18 protein-coding genes are annotated in these 23,704 nt (G+C 67.7%); 12 read left to right on the top strand and 6 right to left on the bottom strand.

Annotated elements, in window-relative coordinates:
- Nucleotides 1-20: 20 nt before the first annotated feature.
- Nucleotides 21-773, bottom strand: coding sequence for an N-acetyltransferase (locus ABZS29_RS27875; protein ID WP_355466094.1), 753 nt, complete (start codon nucleotides 771-773; stop codon nucleotides 21-23).
- Nucleotides 774-814: 41 nt separating this feature from the next.
- Between ABZS29_RS27875 and ABZS29_RS27870 the strand changes: the two genes are divergently transcribed.
- On the top strand, nucleotides 815-3,100 hold the full coding sequence (locus ABZS29_RS27870; protein ID WP_355466092.1) for a hypothetical protein: 2,286 nt from the start codon (nucleotides 815-817) through the stop codon (nucleotides 3,098-3,100).
- Between the two features lie 98 nt (nucleotides 3,101-3,198).
- Nucleotides 3,199-5,325: a hypothetical protein gene (locus ABZS29_RS27865; protein WP_355466090.1), complete on the top strand. Its 2,127-nt coding sequence runs from the start codon at nucleotides 3,199-3,201 to the stop codon at nucleotides 5,323-5,325.
- On the opposite strand, the gene ABZS29_RS27860 is transcribed toward ABZS29_RS27865, so the two are convergent.
- Nucleotides 5,310-6,317: a spore coat protein gene (locus tag ABZS29_RS27860; protein WP_355466088.1), complete on the bottom strand. Its 1,008-nt coding sequence runs from the start codon at nucleotides 6,315-6,317 to the stop codon at nucleotides 5,310-5,312. The genes ABZS29_RS27865 and ABZS29_RS27860 overlap by 16 nt on opposite strands.
- Before the next feature lie 100 nt (nucleotides 6,318-6,417).
- Here ABZS29_RS27860 and pseB point away from each other — a divergent pair, with 100 nt between their 5' ends.
- The 9 genes from pseB (at nucleotide 6,418) to ABZS29_RS27815 (ending at nucleotide 18,193) form a co-directional block, all read left to right on the top strand.
- Nucleotides 6,418-7,398 (top strand): UDP-N-acetylglucosamine 4,6-dehydratase (inverting), encoded by a 981-nt coding sequence (gene pseB, locus ABZS29_RS27855; protein WP_355466086.1) that lies wholly within the window; start codon nucleotides 6,418-6,420, stop codon nucleotides 7,396-7,398.
- A 2-nt stretch (nucleotides 7,399-7,400) separates the two neighbouring features.
- On the top strand, nucleotides 7,401-8,525 hold the full coding sequence (locus tag ABZS29_RS27850) for an aminotransferase class I/II-fold pyridoxal phosphate-dependent enzyme (RefSeq protein WP_355466084.1): 1,125 nt from the start codon (nucleotides 7,401-7,403) through the stop codon (nucleotides 8,523-8,525).
- A gap of 10 nt (nucleotides 8,526-8,535) precedes the next feature.
- The gene (locus ABZS29_RS27845) at nucleotides 8,536-9,999 is read left to right on the top strand and encodes a hypothetical protein (RefSeq protein WP_355466082.1); all 1,464 of its coding nucleotides are present in this window, start codon (nucleotides 8,536-8,538) and stop codon (nucleotides 9,997-9,999) included.
- Nucleotides 9,999-10,814 carry a hypothetical protein gene (locus tag ABZS29_RS27840; RefSeq protein WP_355466080.1) on the top strand — a complete coding sequence of 272 codons (816 nt, stop codon included), beginning with the start codon at nucleotides 9,999-10,001 and terminating at the stop codon, nucleotides 10,812-10,814. Before ABZS29_RS27845 ends, ABZS29_RS27840 begins: the two co-directional genes overlap by 1 nt.
- A complete protein-coding gene (locus ABZS29_RS27835; RefSeq protein ID WP_355466078.1) occupies nucleotides 10,802-11,539 on the top strand; it encodes a glycosyltransferase family protein in 738 nt (245 codons plus the stop codon). The genes ABZS29_RS27840 and ABZS29_RS27835 overlap by 13 nt, the downstream gene beginning before the upstream one ends.
- A 38-nt stretch (nucleotides 11,540-11,577) precedes the next feature.
- A complete protein-coding gene (locus tag ABZS29_RS27830) occupies nucleotides 11,578-12,390 on the top strand; it encodes a class I SAM-dependent methyltransferase (RefSeq protein ID WP_355466076.1) in 813 nt (270 codons plus the stop codon).
- A 65-nt stretch (nucleotides 12,391-12,455) separates the two neighbouring features.
- Complete coding sequence (locus ABZS29_RS27825) at nucleotides 12,456-12,797, top strand: DUF485 domain-containing protein (RefSeq protein WP_355466074.1); 342 nt, start codon at nucleotides 12,456-12,458, stop codon at nucleotides 12,795-12,797.
- Nucleotides 12,794-14,428, top strand: a complete 1,635-nt coding sequence (locus tag ABZS29_RS27820; protein ID WP_355466072.1) for a cation acetate symporter — start codon at nucleotides 12,794-12,796, stop codon at nucleotides 14,426-14,428. Before ABZS29_RS27825 ends, ABZS29_RS27820 begins: the two co-directional genes overlap by 4 nt.
- Nucleotides 14,429-14,620: 192 nt before the next feature.
- Nucleotides 14,621-18,193, top strand: a complete 3,573-nt coding sequence (locus ABZS29_RS27815; RefSeq protein WP_355466070.1) for a discoidin domain-containing protein — start codon at nucleotides 14,621-14,623, stop codon at nucleotides 18,191-18,193.
- Nucleotides 18,194-18,238: 45 nt separating this feature from the next.
- On the opposite strand, the gene ABZS29_RS27810 is transcribed toward ABZS29_RS27815, so the two are convergent.
- The 3 genes from ABZS29_RS27810 to ABZS29_RS27800 all read right to left on the bottom strand — a co-directional run bounded on the left by ABZS29_RS27810 (nucleotide 18,239) and on the right by ABZS29_RS27800 (nucleotide 20,242).
- Complete coding sequence (locus tag ABZS29_RS27810) at nucleotides 18,239-19,216, bottom strand: winged helix-turn-helix domain-containing protein (protein ID WP_355466068.1); 978 nt, start codon at nucleotides 19,214-19,216, stop codon at nucleotides 18,239-18,241.
- A 93-nt stretch (nucleotides 19,217-19,309) separates the two neighbouring features.
- Complete coding sequence (locus ABZS29_RS27805) at nucleotides 19,310-19,732, bottom strand: MarR family transcriptional regulator (RefSeq protein ID WP_355466619.1); 423 nt, start codon at nucleotides 19,730-19,732, stop codon at nucleotides 19,310-19,312.
- A 66-nt stretch (nucleotides 19,733-19,798) separates the two neighbouring features.
- A complete protein-coding gene (locus ABZS29_RS27800; RefSeq protein WP_355466066.1) occupies nucleotides 19,799-20,242 on the bottom strand; it encodes a hypothetical protein in 444 nt (147 codons plus the stop codon).
- Nucleotides 20,243-20,380: 138 nt separating this feature from the next.
- Here ABZS29_RS27800 and ABZS29_RS27795 point away from each other — a divergent pair, with 138 nt between their 5' ends.
- Nucleotides 20,381-21,589 carry a Fic family protein gene (locus tag ABZS29_RS27795; RefSeq protein ID WP_355466064.1) on the top strand — a complete coding sequence of 403 codons (1,209 nt, stop codon included), beginning with the start codon at nucleotides 20,381-20,383 and terminating at the stop codon, nucleotides 21,587-21,589.
- A 71-nt stretch (nucleotides 21,590-21,660) separates the two neighbouring features.
- Here ABZS29_RS27795 and acs read toward each other — a convergent pair whose 3' ends face one another.
- Nucleotides 21,661-23,595, bottom strand: a complete 1,935-nt coding sequence (acs, locus tag ABZS29_RS27790) for an acetate--CoA ligase (RefSeq protein ID WP_355466617.1) — start codon at nucleotides 23,593-23,595, stop codon at nucleotides 21,661-21,663.
- Between the last annotated feature and the right edge of the window lie 109 nt (nucleotides 23,596-23,704).

Below are 23,704 nucleotides of genomic sequence, written 5' to 3'. Positions count from 1 at the left end.
GCGCGCCCTGGCCGCGCACCTTACGTAGCGGCAACGAGGTGAACAGTGACGAGGTTATGCACGGGTTCGAAGCCGTACCGTGCCCAGATCCGCTGAATTCCGGTCTGGTGCGCTTGGGTCGAGACCACAAACCGGCGAGTGGTGGCCGCATCCTCGATGGCCGAGAGCAGGTGCCCGTAGCGCCCGCGACCCTGCTCGGCCGGTACGACGCCGGCCAGCTGGATCTCGGTCCAGGAGCGCTGCTCGTCGATCGCGGCGAGTGCGAGCACCCGCCGGTCCGGGCCGCGCAGAACAACCGCACCGGCGTCCCGAATCCGCCGCCGAGCCCACTCCTGCCGCCCGGCCAGCGCCACGGCCCGGTCGAACATCGGGTTCGCGCAGTAGTGGTTCCCGGAGTCGCCGAAGATGTCCGCGACCACGTCATCGACCAGTACGTCGTCCACCGCCGGCTCGAGTTTCGCCGTGAACCCGGCCAGTGGCGCCGGCCGCCGCCCCTTGCCCGCCGGTAGTGCCCAGTACACGACAGTGTCGGCCAGCAGCGCGTCCCGCGGCCCCTGCGACAGCGCAGCGAACCACGTCGCCTCCCGCGCCGGATACCGCAGTACGACAACGTCCGCCGTCGACCGTTCCACCGCGGCGAGTACCTCGGCGAGTGGCGTCCCGGCCGAAGCGGACACCGACATGCGGTCGATCGAAACACCGAACCGCTTCGCCGCGTCCACCGAAGGGCGAATGCTCAGCTCACCGGACTCGAGCGCCTCGTACCAGCTCATAGAGTTGGCAGCTTAGCGAATCCGCCCCTAGGGTGCTGCGGGTGCCGACCCTCACAGTGGGCACGCCGGCACGTCCGACCGCCCGCCCCAGTCGGCGGACCGCCGTGAACCAGCTCGCTAAAGCATCAGCCGGCGCCGCAGTGGCCGTGCTGGTGATCTGGCTGATGGCCGGAGCCACCTCCGCCGACAGCGTCATCGCCTTCGTGCGTTTCTGGCTGCTCGGGATCACCTTGCCCGGTGTGCTGCTGTGGCGGTTGGCCAGTCCGTTCCGGCACAACCTGGTCGAGGATGTGGCCGCGGGATCGCTGGTCGGCGTCTCTACGCTGTTGCTCGCCTACATGGGTGTCTCACCACTCGGTCTGCAGCGCTGGGCCTGGCTGTGGGCGCTCCCGGTCGTGGCGGCCGCGTTCGCCGTACCGGGGTGGCGGCGGCGGGTGCTCGGCCGAGTCGAGCGACCGGTGAGTCCGCTGACTGCCTGGTTGCTCGCCGCTGCGTGCGCACTGCCGGTGTACGCGATCGCGCGGCCGCGAAACGTCGCACCGGCGCCGTACACGGATCCGGCGTACAACAACCCGGACATGGCGTACCAGCAGGCGCTGGCGGCCAGTGCGAAGTACGACTTCCCGCTGCAGGCGTCGTACGTCGACGGCGAGCGGATGGACTACCACTACTTCTTCCACCAGTTCACGGCGGCGGTGAACTGGGCGACCGGTGTCGACCTGACCGATCTGATCTACACGATCGGCTGGATCCCGCTGACGCTCGCCGGCTGCGCGCTGATCTTCGCACTGACCGACCGCTTCGCACCGGACTCACGCTGGGCCGGTGCGCTCGCCGTCGCGGTGGCCGCAATCGGTGGCACCGTGAATGTGTACCCGGGCTTCACGCTGCCGCAGGAGAGCCTGACCGCGTACCTCTGGGGCAGTCCGACGCAGAACCTCGGCAGTGGGCTGACCGTGCTGCTGGCGATCGTGATCGTGGACATTCTGCGCGGCCGCAACAGCCGCAGTACGTGGCTGGTCGGTCTGCTCGTCGCAGCGGCCGCCTCCGGTTCGAAGGCGACGATCCTGCCGCTGGTGCTGTGTGGTCTGGGACTGGTTGTGTTCGTCTGCCTCTGCCGGCGCCGGATCGCTCGGCGCGCGGTGCTGATGGCAGTGGCCGTGACCAGCGTGATCCTGACCGCGATCGTCGTGGTCTTCGGGAACCACTCGACCGGCCTGTCGCTGCGGCCCTGGGTCACCTTCGCCAAGATCGGCGTCTACCCGTTCATCGCCTGGCAGCGCGAGTGGGAGACCGGCGTCTACGACCACAGCTCGATGTGGATCAGTGCGATCGTCACCTGTCTCGCGTGGCTGCTCGGCACGGCCGGACTGATCGTTGTGCCCGGTACGGCGAAGCGCTGGCACCGGGACGCCGGGATGATTTTCCTGGTCGGCCTAGCGATCGCCGGCTTCTGCGGAATGGCGCTGACCGACCAGTCCGGTTCCAGCCAGATGTACTTCCACCGGACCGCCGTACCGATCATCGCCGTACTGGCTGCGGTTGGTGCGCACCTACTGGCACTCAAAGAGCGGTTCGTACTCGGGTCGGTGCTGGGCGGCATGGCGGCGATCGTTGTCGCGAGGCGGATCGTCCGAGCGTTGCCGAGTGACGCGGTGCTGTTCCGTCGCGAGGACGGCACTCTGACCGGACTGGTCCTCCCCTGGGTTCTGGCCATCGGACTACTCGCTCTGATCGCAGCCGGTACGGCGCTCTGGTTAAGGAGCGGTCGCGCCGTACTGGCGTCGTTCGTGCTGGCCGCGATGGGTGCAGGTCTTTACTTACCCCTGCGCGCACTGCCGAGCATGGACGATCCGAAGCCGACCGCAGCCGTTGCCGAGGACACGCTGTTGGGACCGTCGGCCACGCAACTGGCCGCAGCACGGTGGCTGCGCGGCCACACGACCCCCGACGAATTGATTGCCACCAACGCGCACTGCGCGCGCAAGAGCGCACAGGGCTGCGACGCCCGGCACTTCTGGATCGCCGGACTCAGCGAGCGGCACGTACTGGTCGAAGGCTGGGCCTACACGAACACCATCAACGACCAAGTCGTCAGCACCGCACTGAACCCGAACATCCTGCCCTTCTGGGACCAGGACAAGCTCGCCGAGAACGACCGCGTCTTCGTCGCGCCGACCCGCGACAACCTGCAGGAGCTGCGCACCAAGTACGGCGTCCGCTGGCTGTACGCCGATCCCGCGCAGACGGCCGTCTCCCCCGAACTGGAGGCGTTGGCAACGGTCCGCTTCCGCGCTCCGGATGCGGTCGTCTACGAACTCGGATGACTCTGGGTAAAAGCGTCGTTTCACTTTAGGGTGTGCCCATGCGCGCACGGGCACGGCGGCGGGGGCCGCGAACGGCGGGGCCGTCTCTCACGGGGCTGATGGCAGGTGTTGCCGTCGGCATCCTCGGAATCGGGTTGTTGCTGCAGCACGCCACTTTCTTCGAGGTCGGCCGATTCGTGCTGTTCACAGCGCTCGGGGTGGCACTGCCCGGGTTCGCGCTGTGGCGGGTCGTCGGCTACTACGGCCGCAACCTGGTCGAGGACCTGGCCGGCGGCTTCGCGGTCGGGACCGCGGGACAGATCGTGGTCTACCTGGCCGCTGCGTCGGTCGGGCAGCAGGCGTGGTCGTGGGTGTGGGGTCCGATCGTGCTGGTGCTGTCGTTCATCGACCATGACATTCGGGACCGCGTCTGGCGCCGGGTCGCGCAACCCATCCGGCCGTTGCAGGCCTGGCTGCTCGCACTGTCGACCACAGTCGTCATGCTGATCATCTACCGGCGCGGTCCCGCCCAGTTCCTGCCGGCCTACACCGATCCGCTCCGCTCGTACCCCGATCTGGCGTTCCAGCAGGCCGTGGCCGCCAGCGCGAAGTACGACGTACCGATCTCGACGCTGTGGCTCGGCGGCGAGCCGATGAAGTATCACTCCTTCTACCACCAGGCGACGGCTGCGACGGCGTGGGCGACGCGGATCGATCTGACCGACCTCATCCACTCGCTGACCTGGCTACCGCTGTTCCTGGCGGGCTGCGGGCTGATCTTTGCGCTGGCCAACCGGTTTGCTCCAACGGCTGAGACCGGCGCTACCTGGGCCGGGCCGCTCGCCGTACTGATCGCCGGGCTGGGCGGTGCGCTGCAGCCGTTCGCGCATGTCGGTGTTGGCGGGATCTCGACCGCAGTCGCGGCGTACTTGAGTCCGACGCAGAATCTGGGCGTCATGATCGCCATGGCGCTGTGTGTTGTCGCAGTTGACCTGCTGCGCTCGGAGCCGCCGCGGAGTCGGTGGGTGCTGCTGGTTCTGCTCGCACTGGTTGCTTCCGGCGCCAAGTCGACGATCCTGCCGTTGCTGGGCTTCGGGTTCGCGTTCGCCTTCGTCCATGCCGGTATGGCGCGGAAGAGCAACCGGACGGCGTTGCTGGGTGGGCTGTTGGCGTTTGTCGTCTTCATCGCCGCACTGCTGACGATCTTCGGCGGGAGCACCTGGGGCACGGAGATCAAACCGTTCAAGACCTTCAGTCAGCTGTCGTCGTCACCGTTCACGACGTTGCTGAGCTGGGGGCTGGCCGCCTGCGGGATCTGGTTCCTCGGCCGCAAGTGGCGTGACGTCGGTACGGCGTTCCTGATGGGGTTCGCGGTGGCTGGTCTCCTGGGGACCCTGATGACGGCGCAATCCGGAATCAGCCAGATGTACTTCCTCCGTACGGCGTTCCCGGCGATCGCGGTGCTCGGGTGCGTCGGCCTGGCCAACCTGGTCTCGCAGTTGAGTGATCGACGCGGTGTGGTGCTGGTCGGCGTCGCTGGAGCGTTCGGGCTGATCGGGCTCGCGATTGCACGCTCCAAGGCCGCGAGTTTGGCCGGCGACCTACGGCCATGGCTTTGGACGCTGGCTGTGATTCTGATCGTCGGCGTGGTCGTGGGACTCGGCTGGAAGCTGTTCCGCCGACCAGGGAACATCGGAGTCGCGATGGCGGCCGCTGCCGTGGCCGCGTGCATGATCGGCGCAGTGTTGGTTCCCTTGCAAGCTTTGGTGTCCGACACTGCGTCCAACCTCATCTACGCCAAGACCTCCCGCGGTGGAGCGACCGCGGCCGAGGCGGGCGCGGCGCGCTGGCTGCGACGGAACACCAGGCCAGGTGAGCTGATCGCGACCAACGCGCACTGCATCATCCAGCGCGAGAATGTGTGCGACAGTCGGCACTTCTGGCTCGCTGCATTGTCGGAGCGGCCGGTGCTGGTCGAAGGCTGGTCGTATTCGAACCAGGCGAACCGGATCGCTCTCGAGACCGACTCGAACCCGAGCCTGATCCCGTACTGGGACAGCGGGAAGCTCGCGACCAACGACACCGCGTTCAAGTCGCCGTCGGCCGATGTCATCCAGCGGCTGCGGAACGCCGGGGTGCGCTACCTGTTCGCCGACCACCGAGCCGGTCCGGTGTCACCGAAGCTGGGAAGTCTGGTCAGCATCCGGCATGCGACGCTGGACGTGACGATCTACGAGATCAAGTGAAGCAACGCGTCGGCTACTCGGACGCGTCCTTGTCCGTCGACCAGCTGCCATCCAGCAGCCGCCAAGCGTGCACGCTCGGCAGCATCGGTCAGCAGCCGCTTGAGAACGGCTGCTGCGGCTGTCGGGTCGGCTTTGAGTTCTGAAAGCACTCCCACGCCAGCAGCGGTGCCAGTGCCGATTGCGCGCTCGTAGCCCATCACCTGGTTGTCCACCACGCACACCAGTCCGGCGGTCGCGCCGAGACACAGCAGCTCCCAGGTCGACGTACCGGACGCGCTGATGGTCACATCTGCTTCCCGCACTGCGGCAGCGAGCTGATCGGTCGGGCCGATCACGTTCACCTGGTCCGAGACAGCAGCGATCTGTGCTGCCAGCTCAGGCGTCGGTGCGACCACTGTTGCGTCGAAGGGCACACCTGTCGCAACCAGCGCTCGAGTCACCGCCGGACCCGCACCAAACGCGTCTGTCCCACCGAAGAACGCAAACACCTTCGGTACGACGACCTGCCGCGGCGCAGGCGGCTCGGACGGGCGCAGCGCGCGGATCTCGTCCCGGATCAGCACGTACTGGAGTCCCGCGAGCCGGATCGAGTCCGGCGGCAGGACTGGGTGGTCCAGCTCCGCCGCGAGGTTCTGGTCGACCAGCACGTCCGCCTGAGCGCCCCGGAGGTCCCCATCGACAATCGCCAGCGTCGGGATCCCGGCCGACCGCACCGCCCGGTAGACCTCCGCCTCCAGGTCATACGAGTCGAACACCACCGCGTCGTACGAGGTCAGCACCTGGACATGCTCCGCCGGACTCCACACCGCCGGTCGCACCGCGATCCCCCGAGCGGCGATCTGCGCAGCCGCCCACGGCACCGTGTGAGCGTCGCAAAGGAACTCCACAGTCAGCCCGCGGCGCTGAAGCTCCTCCGCGAGAGCAAGGCAGCGCATCACATGACCGATCCCCCGCGCCGGCCCGACATCACACCGCACCCCGACACGTCTCACAGCACAGACCGTATCCAAGTGGGTTGAAGCGGTTCCTAACCGGGCAGCTATTGTTTCGGAGCGCCAACCGCTACCGTCCGTCAGAAGGAGCCTGCTCGTCGTGTCCATCCTCACCGGCTCCGACATCCTCGTCACCGGCGGTACCGGATCGTTCGGCCGGGCGTTCGTGCAGCATGCGCTGGAGCGTTTGAATCCGCGCCGGATCATCGTGTTCAGCCGGGACGAGCTGAAGCAGTGGGAGGTCCGGCAGCTGTTCGGGGACGACCCTCGACTGCGGTTCTTCCTGGGCGACGTCCGGGACCGGGCCCGGCTGTTGCGAGCGATGCACCGGGTCGACTACGTGGTGCACGCGGCGGCGCTGAAGCAGGTCGACAGCGGCGAGTACAACCCGTGGGAGTTCGTCCAGACGAACGTGATCGGCTCACAGAACGTGATCGAGGCCGCGATCGACTCCGGCGTCAAGCGGGTGGTGGCGCTCTCGACCGACAAGGCGTCCAGCCCGATCAACCTGTACGGCGCGACCAAGCTGACCGCGGACAAGTTGTTCATCAACGGCAACCACTACGCCGCGGCGTACGACACTCGCTTCGCCGTGGTGCGGTACGGGAACGTGATGGGCAGCCGTGGCTCGATCATCCCGAAGTTCCGCGCGCTGCACGCGGCCGGGCAGTCGCTGCCGATCACCGATCTGCGCTGCACCCGGTTCCTGATCACGCTGCCGCAGGCGGTCGAGTTCGTGGTCGACTCGTTCGAGCTGATGACCGGCGGTGAGCTCTACGTACCGCGGATCCCGTCGATGAAGGTGACCGACCTGGCCGAGGCGATCGCCCCCGGTGCGGCGATGCACGATGTCGGCCTGCGGCCCGGCGAGAAGCTGCACGAGGAGATGATCAGCCCCGAGGAAGGCCGCCGGGTGCTCGCGATCGGCAACCGGTTCGTGCTGCAGCCCGACCTCGCCACCTGGGGCTACATCGCGCCGGAGGGCGGCGTACAGCTGGACGAAGGGTTCCACTACGCGTCGGATACCAACGACCAGTGGTACACGATCGAGGAGATCCGCAAGATCCTCGAGGTCGACTGATCGTGCTCCCCTACGGACGCCAGTCGATCTCGGCCGCTGACATCGCGGCGGTGACCGCTGTGCTGCAAGGGGACTGGTTGACGACCGGTCCGGCGGTCACCGCGTTCGAGACCGCGGTGTCGGAGTTGGCCGGCGGTCACCGAGCGGTCAGCTGTACGTCGGGGACCGCGGCACTGCACATCGCGTACGCCGCGCTCGGCGTCGGGCCCGGCGACGAGGTGGTGACGACGCCGATGACGTTCGTCGCGACGGCCTCCTGCGCGGCGATGCTGGGTGCTCGGGTGGTGTTCGCCGACGTGGACCCGGATACGGCGCTGATCGATCCGGCGGCGGTCGAGGCGGTGACGACCGAGCGGACCAAGGTGATCGCGGCGGTCGACTACGCCGGCCAGGCCGCGGACTACGAAGCGCTGCAGGTAGTGGCGGACCGAGTCGGCGCGCGGACGGTCGCGGACGCGGCGCACTCGATCGGCGGGAGCGCCGGCGGGCGGCCCGTCGGGGATCTAGCTGACGTGACGACGATGTCGTTCTTCCCGACGAAGAATCTCACCACCGGGGAGGGTGGTGCGGTGGTCTGCAAGGACCCGGCAGTCGGGCAGCGGGCGCACGAGTTCCACTTCATCGGACTGGTCCGGGATCCGGCGCGGTTCGAGATTGCCGACGAGGGACCGTGGCACCAGGAGGTGCACGAGTTCGGCGTGAACTACCGGCTGACCGACCTCGGCGCCGCGCTGGGGCTGTCGCAGCTGTCGCGGCTTGCCGCCTTCAAACGGCGCCGGGCCGAGATCACTGCGCGGTACAACGAGGCGTTCGCGGGCGTGGACGGACTCCGTACGCCGGTGCAGCGGGCGGGCGTCGACCCGGCCTGGCACCTCTATCCGATCCGGGTGCTCGGCGGTCGCCGGCGCGAGGTCTTCGAGCGGATGCGGGCCGCCGGAATCGGTGTCCAGGTGAACTACATCCCCGTCTACTGGCATCCTGTGTTCGCACGGCAGGGTTACCCCCGAGGCCTGTGCCCGAACGCGGAGGCCTTCTACGCCGAGGAGCTCTCCCTCCCGCTCTACCCGGACCTCACCGACAACGACGTCGACCGGGTGATCGAGACCCTCACAAGACTGGTTGGCTAACGTGACCGAAGTGACCCGATCGAATCTGGTCGGTGGAGAGATGCTCAACTGGTCGGATCTCCATCCGGCCGACAGCCGTCCGGCCGTCTCCGGACCTGCTGCCGCTGCTGTGCTGGCCGCCGCGCTCCGGCCCGGCGATACCGTGCTGATCGCCGGCCCGCACGGGCACGGCTTGTACGTCGATGTGGTCGCGGTGGCGGAGTCCGTGGACATCCTGGTGCGGTCGGCGCCTGATGCGGAGGAGCTCGCGGAGTCGCTCGGCAACGCGAAGACGCAGGTGTACTGCGGTTCGCTCGACCGATTCGCGACGGACGAGACGTATGACTTGATCGTGGCGCTGGACGGGCTGGAGCGTGTCGTCGGTCCGGACACCGAGTCGTTGCCGTGGGCGGATGCGCTTGCCAAGCTGACGGATCGCTTGGCGCCCGGTGGGCGGTTGTTGCTGGGTGCAACAAATAGCTTCAGCGTCAACAGGATGATCCAGCCGGACATCACCGCGGCACTCCCGAGGGACGAGGACTGGGGTCGAGCAGTCGCAGACAGCTCTCCCGCAGGCCTCGCTCCCCTGACGACCGCGCTTCGCGCGGTCGGGGTGGAGGTGGAAGGAAGTGGGAGCGAGCGCGAGGCTGAGCCGGCCCCGATCGCCGCAGGCGCGGGCGTAAGCGGCGCCGGCTCCGCGGGTGAGCTGCAACAGGGGCGACTCTCCGCCCGGATCCACGGCGTGTATCCGTCTTTGGTCGAGGCTGAGGTTCTGGTTGGGGACAACCAGCAGTTGACGGCTGCTGCGGCGGCTCGAGTAGTTGCTGAGCGCAACAGCGGGCCCACGTTGATGGATCCCTACCGGGTGGTGATGGACGCTGCGCGGGCTGGGTTGCTCGTGGAACTGGCACCTGCTTGGTACGTGGTTGTTGGTGTCGAGGTGCCTGTTGAGCCCGCCACCGGGGAACTGGTGGAGGAGCGGTTGCTGCACGCCTTGCGGGTGGACGATCAGTTGGCGTTGCGGCGGGAAATTGTGGCGTACGTCGAGTGGTTGCGGACGGCACCGGAAACGGGTGCTCCGGACAACGTGATTGTGGACGGGACGTCGTACCGGCTATTCGGGGATGCGAGTGGCGGGACGGTTGAGGAGCAGCTGGCGCGGTTCGCGCGGCGAGCGCTCGAAAGTGGCGCACGGCAACCTTGGCCTGCGGGCGGGAGCGCGCACGACTTGACCGCTCGACTCGCTTCGATGGTTGGGATCACGCTGGCGCCGGAAACCACTCCGGAGCTGATCCGGCCGATGGGAAGCGCCGAGCAGCTCGCCACGGTGGCGCGGTTGGCGGACGAACTGGCGCATGCGAGTGCGCGGGCGATCCTGTTCGAAGGCACCGTGAGCGGGATCCGGCGGTCGGTGCCGTATCGGCTCGGGCACGCGATGCTGAATCCGGCGCGGGTGGTCCGGCGCCGGTTGAAGCGTGTGTTGCGGAGGCGCTGATGCATCACGCCAACCACTTCTACGGGCACGCCAACGTGATGGCGACGTACGCCGGACTGCGGAAGCCGCCGCGGATCTGGGGCTATCTGCAGCACGGCTGGAACATCCTGGACGGCTTCGCGCACGGCACCAACTTCGCGCCGGGGATGCCGAAGTACGTGTGGACCGACAGTGTGCGTCGCCGCGGGCAGTCGGTGGGACTGCGGAACTACTCCGTCATCGGCTCGGTCTGGCTCTACCTGCTCAAGAACCACCCGAAGCTCGCGACCCAGGACAAGCGGGCCAAGGGCACGCTCTTCTATCCGTTCCACGGCTGGGAAGGGCAGAACGTGCTCGGCGACCACGGCCGGATCGTTGCCTCGATCAACGAGCACGAGACCGGCCCGGTGACCGTCTGCCTGTACTGGAACGAGTACCAGCAGCCCGCCATCCGCAAGGTGTACGCCGACGCCGGCTTCCGCGTCATCACCCACGGCTATCGCGGTCTGCACTGGCGCAAGACCGACCCCGACTTCCTGCTCAAACAACTGCGCGAGCTGCGCACCCACACCCGCGTCGCCTCCAACCGGCTCAGCTCCGCCGTCCTGTACGGCGCCTCGATCGGCCTGCAGCCCGGGGTGTACGGCGACCCGATGGTGCTGGAGAACGAGCATCCCTCGTTCGGTGGGCAGGCGCGGATCAAGCGCCTGTGGCCGGAACTCGACCAGCCGTTCGTCCCGGCCGACGTCGCCAAGGAGTTCACCGACACCGAACTGGGCGTCGACCATGTCGTCTGCCCTGCTGAGATCCGGGAGCTGTTCCGATGGAACGACTGAACATCGGCATCGTGACCCAGGTCCGGGTGACGAGCTCGCGGCTGCCGGCCAAGGTGCTGCTCACCGCGGGCGGTCACTCCTTCCTCGAGCACCACCTGAACCGGCTGCAGCAGACCGGTCTGCCGGTGATCGTCGCCACCACCACGAACTTCAACGACGACGTCATCCTCGACGTGGCCGATCATGTCGGCGTACCGGTCTTCCGCGGCTCGGAGGACGACGTACTGAGCCGGTTCGCCGGTGCGGCCCGGGCGCACGAGCTGGACGGACTCGTCCGGGTGACCTCGGACTGCCCGCTGATCGACCCGGCGATCATCTCCGCTGCCGTCGACCGCTGGCGGTCCGAGAAGGACCTCGACCTCTACATCTCGAACTGCCTCGAGCGCACCTACCCCCGCGGCATGGACTACGAGGTCTTCTCCGCGGCCCGCCTGTACGACGCGGAGGCGCGGGCGACGCTGCAGGCCGACCGCGAGCACGTCACGCCGTACCTGCACCAGAACCGGTCCGGCGAGATGCGTCTGCTGAACCTGCCGTGGGCCGGCGGCGGAGCGTCGTACCGGCTGTGTCTGGACACTCCGGACGACTGGAAGTTGCTCGACGCCCTCTTCGAGGACCACGGCGCGACCGACCTGAACTGCGCCGAACTGGTCGAGATTCTGGACACCCACCCCGAGCTGGCCGCGCTCAACGCACACATCGAGCAGAAGAAGCTCGGCGAGTAGCCGCGTGCAAACGGGCGGCTACGGCATGATTTACCGTGATGAGCACCGATGATCCAGCACCCGACCCCACCGACGCGGCCCGCGCCACGTCGTGCGGGGCCGTCGCGGCCGCGTACGACGCGGGCCGGCCGACCTTCCCGGTCGACGCGCTGACCTGGATCCTGGGCCCGGGCCGTGGGTTGCAGGTGCTCGACCTGGGCGCCGGCACCGGCAAGCTGGCCGCGGTCGCGGCCTCGCTCGGGCACGACGTGGTCGCCGTCGACCCGTCCGAGGAGATGCTGGCGATCTGCCGGAAGCGGCCCGGGATCGACACCATGGTCGGGGCGGCCGAGTCCATCCCGCTCGCGCACGGCTCGGTGGACGCGGTGATCGTCGGGCAGGCCTTCCACTGGTTCGACCACACCCGGGCGCTGCCCGAGATCGCCCGGATCCTGCGCCCGAACGGCGTGCTCGGCCTGCTCTGGAACAACTACGACACCGTCGTGCCGTGGGTCCGCCGGGTGCACCGCGCGATCATGGGCGAGGACATTGGCGGCGACAAGTTCGACCCGATGCCGATCCTGCTCCAGTCGGACATGTTCGCGGCGATCGAGACGGCCAAGTTCAAGCACTGGCAGGACCTGGACCGGGGCGGCCTGCGCAAGCTCGCCCTGTCGCACAGCCGGGTCGCCGTCCTGACCGAGTCGCGGCGCGAGGCGGTCCTCGAGCAGGTCGACAACGTCTACGAGACCTCCGCCCGGCCGCCCGAGCCGCTGCGGATGCCGTACATCACCGGCTGTTACCGCGCCCGCCCCAGCGACCTGGCGAACTACCGCCGGACGCTCGACGCGCCGGTCGCGCCGCATCTCTAGAAACATTTTGATTGCGGACACGCCCGATAAGTCACAAACCATCTACTTAGGGCTAACGTGCACGCATGGACGAGGATGTCGTGCGCGAGCGGGATGCCCGCGCCTACGAGGCCGTGCACGAAGCGGCCGACTTCACCGAGCTGAAGCGCCGCTACAAGAACTTCGTGGTGCCGTGGACCATCGCCTTCATGGCGTGGTACCTGGCCTATGTGGCCTGTAACAACTGGGCCCGCGACTTCATGAACACCAAGGTGGTCGGCCACATCAACGTGGCGCTGATCTTCGGCCTCCTGCAGTTCGTCTCGACCTTCGTGATCGCCGCCATCTACGGCCGCTTCGCGAACCGCAAGCTCGATCCGCTGGCCGCCGGCCTGAACGCCAAGTACAAGAGGGAGCGCCGCCGGTGAACCTCGTCCCGCTGTTGATCCCCCTGGCCGGCAACCGGCCGCTGACCATCTCGCTGTTCTCCGCGGTCGTTGCCGTGACGCTGTACATCACCTGGTGGGCGTCCCGGCAGAACAAGACCGCCGCCGACTACTACGCCGGCGGCCGCAACTTCAGCGGCGCGCAGAACGGCCTGGCCGTTGCCGGCGACTACATGTCGGCCGCGTCGTTCCTCGGTATCTCCGGCCAGATCGCCCTCTACGGGTACGACGGCTTCCTGTACTCGATCGGCTTCCTGGTGGCCTGGCTGGTGGCGCTGCTGCTGGTCGCCGAACTGCTCCGGAACTCCGGCCGGTTCACGATGGCCGACCAGCTCGCGTTCCGGATGAAGCAGAAGCCGGTCCGGACGGCGGCGGCCTCGTCGACGATCGTGGTCTCGATCTTCTACCTGCTGGCCCAGATGGTCGGCGCTGGTTCGCTGGTCGGGCTGCTGCTCGGCGTGAAGAGCGAGGGCGTCAAGGCCGCGGTGATCGTCCTGGTCGGCGCGCTGATGATCGTGTACGTGACGATCGGCGGTATGAAGGGCACCACCTGGGTGCAGATCGTGAAGGCCGTGTTGCTGATGGCCGGCACCGTGCTGATCACCTTCCTGGTGCTGCTGAAGTTCCACTTCAACATCTCCGACCTGCTCGGCGCGGCCGCGGCGAAGTCCGGCAAGGGCGAGTCGTTCCTGCAGCCGGGCCTGCTCTACGGCAAGGACCTGACCGGCCAGATCGACTTCCTGTCGCTCGGCCTCGCCCTCGTCCTCGGTACGGCGGGGCTGCCGCACATCCTGATCCGTTTCTACACCGTGCCGGACTCGCGGTCCGCGCGGCGTTCGGTGCAGTGGGCGATCGGTCTGATCGGCGCCTTCTACCTGATGACGCTGGCCCTCGGCTTCGGCGCCGCGGCGCTGCTGAACACCGCCAAGGGTTCGCCGGTCGCGGAGTCGAAGGGGAACGTCGCCTCGCCGCTGCTGGCCGAGTCCGTCGGCGGTGGCGCCGGTTCGCTCGGTGGATCGATCCTGCTGGCGCTGATCGCGGCGGTCGCGTTCGCCACGATCCTCGCGGTGGTCGCGGGGCTGACGCTGACCTCGGCGTCCTCGTTCGCCCACGACCTGTACGCCAACGTCATCGCGAAGACGAAGCCGTCGGAGAAGAGCGAGCTGCGGGTCGCACGGTTCGCGGCGATCGGGATCGGCGCGGTCGCGATCGCGCTGGCGATCCCGGCGCAGAAGCTGAACATCGCGTTCCTGGTCGCGCTGGCCTTCGCGGTGGCCGCCTCGGCGAACCTGCCGTCGCTGCTGTTCAACCTGTTCTGGAAGCGGTTCAACACCTCCGGTGCGGTCTGGAGCATCTACGGCGGCCTGATCTCCGCGGTGGTGTTGGTGGCCTTCTCGCCGGTCGTGTCGGGCAAGTCGACCTCGATGATCACCGGCGCGGACTTCGCCTGGTTCCCGCTCTCGAACCCGGGCATCGTCTCGATCCCGCTCGGCTTCCTGTTCGGCGTGCTCGGCACCTACCTCGGCAAGGACCGGTCGTCGGAGCAGCGCTACACCGAGCTCTCCGTCCGCTCGCTCACCGGCGCCGGCGCGGAAGGTGCCTCCAAGCACTGACCTCTCTCCTCTCAAGGCCCGGCTCGCTGCTGCGAGTCGGGCCTTTTGGGTTTTTCTCGAACCGTTGACGCTTTCGTAGCACTGCCGTAACAATGAGCCAGCGCTACGCAAGAAGTTGGCAAAGCTATGAAACTTCCGAACTCTCGCGTGCCGCTGCTCCGTTGCGTTCTCCACCGCCCATCAGGAGAGGCCATGCGAATTCCCCCTTGGCGGTTACTGACCGCCCTGCTTGCCGCGGCACTCGCGGCAGGTGCCCTCGTCCCGTCCGCGAGCGCCGCCGTACTGGCCGGCCCGAACCTTGCCGCCGGCAAGGCGACCGCGGCCAGCACCGTCAACCAGAACTACGTCGCGTCGAACGTGACGGACGGCAACCAGAGCACCTACTGGGAGAGCGCCAACAACGCGTTCCCGCAGTGGGTGCAGGTCGACCTCGGTTCGTCGATCGCCACCAACCAGGTCGTGCTGAAGCTGCCGACCGCGGGCTGGGGTGCGCGCACCCAGACCATCGCGGTCCAGGGCAGCACCGACGGACAGAACTTCAACGACCTGTCCGCGGCCGCCTCCCGCGCCTTCGATCCGCCGGCCAACACGGCCACGATCGACTACGGCAACGCCACCGTGCGGTACATCCGGATCCGGATCACCGCGAACACGGGCTGGCCGGCCGGACAGCTCTCCGAGCTCGAGGTCTACGGCCCGGCCACCGGTGACACCCAGGCACCCACCGCCCCGGGGAGTCTGTCCTTCACCGAACCCGGCGCCGGCCAGATCCGGCTCGCCTGGACCGCGGCCACCGACAACGTCGGAGTCACCGGGTATGACGTCTACGCCAATGGCCAGCTGCGGACCAGCGTGGCCGGCACCGTGCTGACCTACACCGACACCCAGCCGACCAGCTCGACGATCTCGTACTTCGTCCGCGCGAAAGATGCCGCCGGCAACCAGTCGCCGAACAGCAACACGGTGACCCGGAACGGCAGCCAGGGACCGGGGAGCAATCTCGCCGCCGGTAAGCCGATCACCGCCTCCGGCTTCGTGCACACGTTCGTCGCGACCAACGCCAACGACGACAACGTGACGACGTACTGGGAGGGCAACGCCAACCCGGCCACGCTGACCACGCAGCTCGGATCGAACGCCGACCTGAGCTCGATCGTGATCCGGCTCAACCCGGACTCGGCCTGGGGCGCGCGGACGCAGACCTTCTCGATCCTCGGCCGCGAACAGAGCTCGTCGACGTTCAGCACGATCGTCGCGAGCGCGTCGTACAACTTCAGCCCGGGGTCGGGGAACCTGGTGACGATCCCGGTCAGCGCGCGAGTGGCCGACGTACGGCTGAACTTCACCGCGAACACCGGCGCACCGGCCGGTCAGGTCGCCGAACTCCAGGTGATGGGCGTTCCGGCGCCGAACCCGGATCTCACGGTAGGCAGCCTGGCCTGGACGCCGGCCTCGCCGGTCGAGACCGACACCATCACCGTGCGCGCGACCGTCGGCAACACCGGCTCCGCCGCCTCTCCCGCGACCGATGTGAACTTCTACCTCGGTACGACGAAGGTCGGCACGGCGGCCGTCGGGGCGATCGCGGCCGGTGGATCGACCACGGTCAGCGCCTCGATCGGGACGCGCGACGCGGGCAGCTACACGCTGAGCGCGAAGGTCGACGAGGCCAACACCGTCATCGAGCAGAACGATGCGAACAACTCGGCGACCGCGTCGAGTGCGCTCGTGGTGACCCCGGTCGCCAGCGCGGACCTGATCGCCTCGGCGGTCAACTGGACGCCGAACAACCCGTCGGCAGGAAACAGCGTCGCCTTCTCGGTGGTGCTGAAGAACCAGGGCAGTATCGCGACTGCTTCGGGAGCGCACGGGATCACGCTGACGCTGCTCAACGGGACCTCGACGGTTGCCACGCTGACCGGCTCCTACAGCGGCGCCTTGGCGGCCGGCGCATCGAGCCCGGCCATTGCCTTGGGCAACTGGACGGCTGCGAACGGACGGTACACCGTGCGCGTCGTACTGGCTGACGATGCGAACGAACTGCCGGTCAAGCGGACCAACAACACCAGCGAGCGTCCGTTCTTCGTGGGCCGCGGCGCGAACATGCCGTACGACCACCTCGAGGCCGAGGACGCCTCGGTCGGCGGCGGCGCTCAGGTGATCGGGCCGAACCGGACCATCGGCGACCTCGCCGGTGAAGCCTCCGGCCGGCGGGCGGTCACGCTGAACGCCAACGGCTCGTACGTCGAGTTCACCACCCGCGCATCGACGAACACCCTGGTCACCCGGTTCTCCATCCCGGACTCGGCCGGCGGTGGCGGGATCAACTCCACCATCAACGTGTACGTGAACGGCACGTTCCACAAGGCGTTGCCGCTGACCTCGAAGTACTCCTGGCTGTACGGCTCGGAGTCCGGGCCGAGCAACTCCCCCGGTGCGGGACCGGCGCGGCACATCTACGACGAAGCGAGCATCATGCTCGACTCGACCGTGCCGGCCGGCGCCAAGATCCGGCTGCAGAAGGATCCGGCGAACAGTACGACGTACTCGATCGACTTCATCGACACCGAGCAGGTCGCGCCGATCGGCAACCCGGGCGCAGGCTTCGTGACGCCGGCCGGATTCACTCAGCAGGACGTACAGGCCGCGCTCGACCGGGTGCGTCAGGACACCACGCTGCAGGGCGTCTACCTTCCGGCCGGCGAGTACCCGACCTCGTCGAAGTTCAACGTCTACGGCAAGGCGATCAAGGTCGTCGGGGCCGGGCCGTGGTTCACGAAGTTCGTGGCACCGCAGACGCAGGCCAATACCGACGTCGGCTTCGGCGCCCAGTCGTCGGCGAACGGATCGACGTTCAGCGGCTTCTCGTACTTCGGCAACTACGACAGCCGCAACGACGGGCCGGGTAAGGTCTTCGACTTCAACGGCACCGCGAACATGACCATCGACAACATCTGGGTCGAGCACCAGATGTGTCTCTACTGGGGTGCCAACACCGACAACTCCACGATCAAGAACTCGCGGATCCGGAACACCTTTGCCGACGGCATCAACATGACCAACGGCTCGGCCGGCAACACCGTCAGCAACAACGACGCCCGGTCCACCGGTGACGACAGCTTCGCCCTCTTCAACGCCATCGACGGTGGCGGCGGCGAGGTCCGGGACAACGTCTTCGAGAACCTCTCGGCGACGCTGACCTGGCGAGCGGCCGGCTTCGCGGTCTACGGCGGCACGAACAACATCTTCCGCAACCTGTACGCCGCGGACATGCTGACGTATCCCGGGGTCACGATCAGCTCGCTCGACTTCGGCATCCCGATGAACGGCTTCGGCGCGACGCCGCCGACGCTGTTCGAGAACGTGCTGGTGGTTCGCTCCGGCGGTCACTTCTGGGGTAACCAGACGTTCCCCGGGGTCTGGATCTTCTCGGCCACCAAGATCTTCCAGGGCATCCGGGTGAACAACCTGGACGTGGTCGATCCGACGTACTCGGGAATCATGTTCCAGACCGACTACAACGGCGAGAACAACCCGCTCTTCCCGGTCGCCGACACCATCTTCACCAACACCACGGTCAGCGGCGCCCGCAAGTCCGGTGACACCTTCGACGCCAAGTCCGGCTTCGGGATCTGGGCCAACGAACTCCCCGAGCCCGGGGAAGGCCCGGCCCGCGGCGCGGTCACCTTCAACAACCTCACGCTGTCCAACAACGCGGTGGACATCCGCAACGCGACGTCCACCTTCACCATCAACCGCAACTGACACCTCGCCTTCGATGGGAGCCGCCGGCGTACGCGTCGGCGGCTCTCAGCTGTTCTGCATCAACAGGGTGTGGGCGGTGGGCGTGAGTGAGTGCAGGGAGGTGCCCTGGGAGCGATGGGTGGTGATCAGGGCCGCGGCTCGCAGGATGCGGGTGTGCTCGGAGGCCGAGGCCAGCGAGATGCGCACCCGGCGAGCCAGTTGAGTCGTACTGCCCGGAGTGATCAGAGCACGCAGTACGGCGGCCCTGGTGCGACCGAGGAGCGCGGCGAGCGAGTCGCTGTCGGGGTCGTGCGGTTCGGCGGCGGCTCCGTCGGCGCAGGGGTAGATGAGGATGGGACGGCGGCGAGGATCGTCGTCGACCAGGCACTCGGCGATCAGAGGCGACGGGTAGAGCTGCAGCCCGCGGCCGCGGAGGTGGACGTCGAGGTTCTGGCTGGCGCGCAGGGTGTGCACGGTCAGGACCGGAGCAGACCACTCGACGTCGGAATGCAGGCTGCTGAGCAGCGCCTCGGCACCGCCGTGCATGAGGGTATGCGCCCGCTGGGCGAGATCACCGGCGTACCGGCGGGAGAGTTCTTCGGAGGACTGAGCGAGCACCTGCTGGTGGAAGTCCACCACTGCGGTGCCGAGGGCTTGGCGGGCGGCAGGCTGACCGGAGCGGAGGCCGTGCAGGTACGGGTCGATGTCGCGGGGGAAACGCTCGTCGAGCTCCTCGCGGAAGACCTCGGCCGGGGTCTCGGCGAGCAGCTCGGCAGCCGGCTTCACACCCGGAGTCGACACCGTGGGCGTCAGAAAGTCGGGAAACCAGCCACTCGGGGCGATCAGCTTGAACAGCGGCCGCATGGAGGGCGACACCAGCGGAGCCGCCGCCTGCCGCCACCGTCGCGCGACCGGCGGAAGACTGTCCCGGGCCCCGGCGGCACTGAGTGCCCGGGCCGCCAGCGCCGCCTCCCACAACGGCTCGGGATCCGCGGGGAACACCACCCGTCCGAGGTCGGCCGCACTGAAATGAATCTGGATCATGCCAGAATTCTGCCCCCGGTCCAGGGCCGTCACGAGACCTTCGGTCTGCGACGAATCATCCCTTCGGGCTCAGCCGAATTCGTCTACTCCGCCTCAGAGGTCGCGGGCCAGCCGGTCGAGGAGCTCGCCGGCCTGGAGAACGAGGAGGCGTTCGTCCGGATCGAGGCGGTGCAGCAGCTTAGACAGTTCCTCGGCCGCCTGCCGGCCGGACTCGGCCACGGTCGTCGCGCCGGCCTCGGTCAGTACGACGGCAGTGGCGCGACCGTCGACGGGATCCGGCTCACGGCGTACCAGGCCGGCCTCTTCCAGCGCCGCGACCGTGGTCGTGGCGGTCGGCTGCGAACAGGGGACGCGGGCCGCGATCTCGCCGATCCGGATCGGTTGCTCGTCGGAGATCAGCATCAACGCCAGGAACTGGGTCGGATGCATCACGGCGGTTCGGCTCCGGCGCAAGTGCCGGACGATCCGGTGCATGCTCACCAGCAGTTGCAGGGTCTCCTGCTCCAACGCGATCACCTCCGTCGACGAGAAGCTCGATCCTGGCACATCGAGCGGCGTTCTCCTACGGCCCAGTGGTGAACGTCATAAGTGGTTCGCGAGCACTCCGAGCGCGAACGCGAGACCGGCCAGTCCGAGCATGGTCGTGGCCAGAACGATCAGCCGGCGGTGCAGCGCGGGCACCTCCGCGGCAGTGGCGAAGACACGGACCGGCCAGTGTTTCCAGGAGACGTACCAGAAAATCCCCGTTGCCATCAGCAACAGCACGCCCTTGATCGCGTGGATCCACCAGTTCGCCGCGTCGCCGAGCAGCAACAGCCCCAGCCCGCTCACCGCGATCGCCGCGATCAGCCCGACCACCTTCCATCGGTTGCCGGAGGCAATCACCGTCGTCAGCGCCTCCCGGCCGGCCGCGTCCGCACCGAAGTACCGCTTGAGCTTGGGCTGCACGACGAACAGCGAGTACGCCATCCCGCCGACCCAGGCCGCGGCCAGCCCGGCATGCACGATCGCAAGAACCGCCGTCATCCCGTCCACCGCTCCTGATTGGTCTGCTCGATCCGCTTCCGCAACTAACCGGCTCCTTGTGATTGGATATCGCGTTATCCGATCATAAGCCACTCTCTTAGTATTGGATAATGCGCTATCCGCAGTTATGCTCAGGTGATGTCATCGGATAGTCCGTCGAAGCATGCCCAGAGGTGGCCGGAGCTCACGAGCGAGCCGCACCCCTGGATCTCCAGCATTCCCGACGATCTGGTGTCTCGCTCGGTGCGCGAGCGTCACGCCGGGCCTTACCGTTCCGCGGTCACGCCGGCCATCGCCACGATCGAGGTCGAGCTACCGAGCAAGACACTCGCTCTCGCCGACGAGGCATCTACCGAGATCGCCAGATTCGACGCGGAGCTGGGTGCCGAGGTCGCGCCGTTCGCGGCCATCCTGCTGCGATCGGAGTCGGCGTCCTCCTCACGGATCGAGAATCTGACCTCGAGCGCCCGGGCGATCGCGCTGGCCGAGTTGGGCAGTGACAAACGACAGAACGCGGCCGAGATCGTTGCCAACGTCCATGCCATGAAGGCGGCCATCGACCTCTCCGATCGCATCGACGAGAAGGCTGTCCTCGCGATGCACTCCGCGTTGCTGATCGACCATCAGCCCAAGATCGTCGGGCGGTGGCGGGACCAGCAGGTGTGGATCGGCGGCAACGACTACGGCCCGCACCAAGCTGCCTTCGTGCCGCCGCACCAGGACCGGGTCCCTGCGGCGATGGCCGATCTGATCGAGTTCTCCCGGCGGCGCGACATCCCTGTGCTGGTGCACGCGGCACTCATCCATGCCCAGTTCGAGACCATCCATCCCTTCCCCGACGGCAACGGACGAACCGGAAGAGCTCTCATCCACGCGATCCTGCGACACCGGGGCCTGACTCGGAACGTGACGATTCCGGTATCGGCCGGCTTGCTCACCGACACCGACGGGTACTTCGATGCGCTCACCGCTTACCGCAGGGGCGATCCTGCGGCCATCGTCACGCTGACAGCCGAGGCAACCTTCACCGCGATCACGAACGGCCGGCTCCTCGTGGCGGATCTCAAGGCTGCACGGGAGCGGTGGTCCGAGCAGATCGAGGCGCGCCGCGACGCCGTGATCTGGCGAATCATGGAATTGCTGCTTCGGCAACCGGTCGTCGACACGGCTCTGCTCGAGCGGGAGCTGGAGGTCAGCCCGGCGAACGTCAGCCGCGCTCTGGCGCAACTCGCATCGGCGGGAGTCATCAAGGAGTTCAGCGACAAGAAACGCAACAGGTTGTGGCAGGCGCCAGAAGTTCTCTCCGCTCTCGACGAGTTCGCCGCTCGGGCCGGCCGGCGGGGCTGAGCCGGCGAGCTGAACGCACAGACCCCGTACGCCGAAGCTCGGCGTACGGGGTCTGTTGTTCCTTGTGGGACTCAGTCCTCGTCGGACTTGCCGGCGTCGAGGTTGGTTTTGATCAGGTCCATGACGGTGGAGTCGGCGAGGGTGGTGACGTCGCCGACCTCGCGGTTCTCGGCGACGTCGCGGAGCAGGCGGCGCATGATCTTGCCGGAGCGGGTCTTGGGGAGTTCGGCGACGACCATGATCTGGCGGGGCTTGGCGATCGGGCCGATCTCCTTGGCGACGTGGTTGCGGAGCTCCTGGACGACGTCGGGGCCGCCGTCACCGGCTTCGGAGCGGAGGATGACGAAGGCGGCGATGGCCTGGCCGGTGGTCGGGTCGGAGGCGCCGACGACGGCGGCCTCGGCGACCTTCGGGTGCGAGACCAGGGCGGACTCGATCTCGGTGGTGGACAGGCGGTGGCCGGACACGTTCATCACGTCGTCGACGCGGCCGAGCAGCCAGATGTCGCCGTCCTCGTCCTTCTTCGCGCCGTCACCGGCGAAGTAGACGCCCGGCCAGCGCGACCAGTAGGTGTCCTTGAAGCGCTGGTCGTCGCCCCACAGGGTGCGCAGCATCGCCGGCCACGGCTTGTCGATGATCAGGTAGCCGCCCGAGCCGTTCGGCACCGGCTTGCCGGCGTCGTCGACGACGTCCACGCTGACACCCGGGATCGCCTTCATCGCGGCGCCCGGCTTGCCGGCGGTGACGCCGGGCAGCGGGGAGATCATGTGCATGCCGGTCTCGGTCTGCCACCAGGTGTCGACGACCGGCGCGTTGTTGCCGCCGATGTTCTCGCGGTACCAGATGTAGGCCTCGGGGTTGATCGGCTCACCGACCGACCCGATCACCCGCAGCGACGACAGGTCGAACTTCGCCGGAATCTCCTTGCCCCACTTCATGAACGTGCGGATCGCGGTCGGTGCGCAGTACAGGATCGAGACCTTGTACTTCTGCACGATCTCCCACCAGCGGCCCTGGTGCGGGGTGTCCGGGGTGCCTTCGTACAGCACGGACGTGGTCGCGTTCGCGAGGGCGCCGTACACGATGTAGCTGTGGCCGGTGACCCAGCCGATGTCGGCCGCGGTCCAGTAGACGTCGGTCTCCGGCTTGAGGTCGAAGACGCCCCACTGCGTGTACGACGTACCGACGAGGTAACCGCCGGTCGTGTGCAGGATGCCCTTCGGCTTGCCGGTGCTGCCGGACGTGTACATCACGTACAGCGGGTGCTCGGCGTCGAACGCCTCCGGGGTGTGCTCGGGCGACTGCTTGCCGACGAAGTCGTCCCACCACAGGTCCCGGCCGTCGACCATGGCGGTCTCCTGGCCGGTCCGCTTCACCACGAGCACGTTGCGGACGTCGGGGCACTCGGTCAGCGCGGCGTCCACGGCCGGCTTCAGCGCCGCCGGCGCACCACGGCGGTAGCCGCCGTCGGAGGTGATCACGACGCGCGCGTCGCAGTCGGTGATCCGGTCCTTGAGCGCCTCGGACGAGAAGCCGCCGAAGATCACCGTGTGCGGGGCGCCGATCCGGGCGCAGGCCAGCATCGCCACGACCGTCTCGGGGATCATCGGCATGTAGATCGCGACGATGTCGCCGGCCTGGACGTTCAGCTCCAGCAGCGCGTTGGCCGCCTTGCTGACCTCGTCCTTGAGCTGGGCGTAGGTGATCTCGCGGGTGTCACCAGGCTCACCCTCGAAGTAGTACGCGACCTTGTCGCCGAGACCGTTCTCGACGTGCCGGTCGACGCAGTTGTACGCCGCGTTCAGCTTGCCGTCGGCGTACCACTTGGCGAACGGCGGGTTGCTCCAGTCCAGCGTCTCGGTCGGCTCGGTGGCCCAGGTGATCCGCTTGGCCTGCTCCGCCCAGAACCCCTCGAAGTCGGCCGCGGCCCGGTCGTAGGCGTCCGCCTTCAGGTTCGCGTTCGCCGCGAGCTCGGCCGGCGGCTCGAACCGACGTTCTTCGTGCATCAGGTTCGACAGGGCTTCGGACTGCGGTGACTCTGCGTTCGGCACGTCGACGACTCCTCCTCGTGGCTTCCGGCGCGTCGGAGCGCCCGACCCCCTTTCTACCAACGCA

Origin of the sequence: Kribbella sp. NPDC005582, from assembly GCF_040605415.1 — a bacterium.
GTDB lineage: Bacteria > Actinomycetota > Actinomycetes > Propionibacteriales > Kribbellaceae > Kribbella.
Note: the sequence above shows the minus strand (reverse complement) of the source record. Positions and strands in the feature narration are given on the sequence as shown.

Bases quoted from the DNA above. Each gene is read 5' to 3' on its own strand.
- ABZS29_RS27875 (WP_355466094.1), bottom strand. From the start codon at position 773: ATGAGCTGGTACGAGGCGCTCGAGTCCGGTGAGCTGAGCATTCGCCCT.
- ABZS29_RS27865 (WP_355466090.1), top strand. From the start codon at position 3,199: ATGGCAGGTGTTGCCGTCGGCATCCTCGGAATCGGGTTGTTGCTGCAG.
- ABZS29_RS27840 (WP_355466080.1), top strand. From the start codon at position 9,999: ATGCATCACGCCAACCACTTCTACGGGCACGCCAACGTGATGGCGACG.
- ABZS29_RS27835 (WP_355466078.1), top strand. From the start codon at position 10,802: ATGGAACGACTGAACATCGGCATCGTGACCCAGGTCCGGGTGACGAGC.
- ABZS29_RS27830 (WP_355466076.1), top strand. From the start codon at position 11,578: ATGAGCACCGATGATCCAGCACCCGACCCCACCGACGCGGCCCGCGCC.
- ABZS29_RS27825 (WP_355466074.1), top strand. From the start codon at position 12,456: ATGGACGAGGATGTCGTGCGCGAGCGGGATGCCCGCGCCTACGAGGCC.
- ABZS29_RS27815 (WP_355466070.1), top strand. From the start codon at position 14,621: ATGCGAATTCCCCCTTGGCGGTTACTGACCGCCCTGCTTGCCGCGGCA.
- ABZS29_RS27810 (WP_355466068.1), bottom strand. From the start codon at position 19,216: ATGATCCAGATTCATTTCAGTGCGGCCGACCTCGGACGGGTGGTGTTC.
- ABZS29_RS27800 (WP_355466066.1), bottom strand. From the start codon at position 20,242: ATGACGGCGGTTCTTGCGATCGTGCATGCCGGGCTGGCCGCGGCCTGG.
- ABZS29_RS27795 (WP_355466064.1), top strand. From the start codon at position 20,381: ATGTCATCGGATAGTCCGTCGAAGCATGCCCAGAGGTGGCCGGAGCTC.
- acs (WP_355466617.1), bottom strand. From the start codon at position 23,595: ATGCACGAAGAACGTCGGTTCGAGCCGCCGGCCGAGCTCGCGGCGAAC.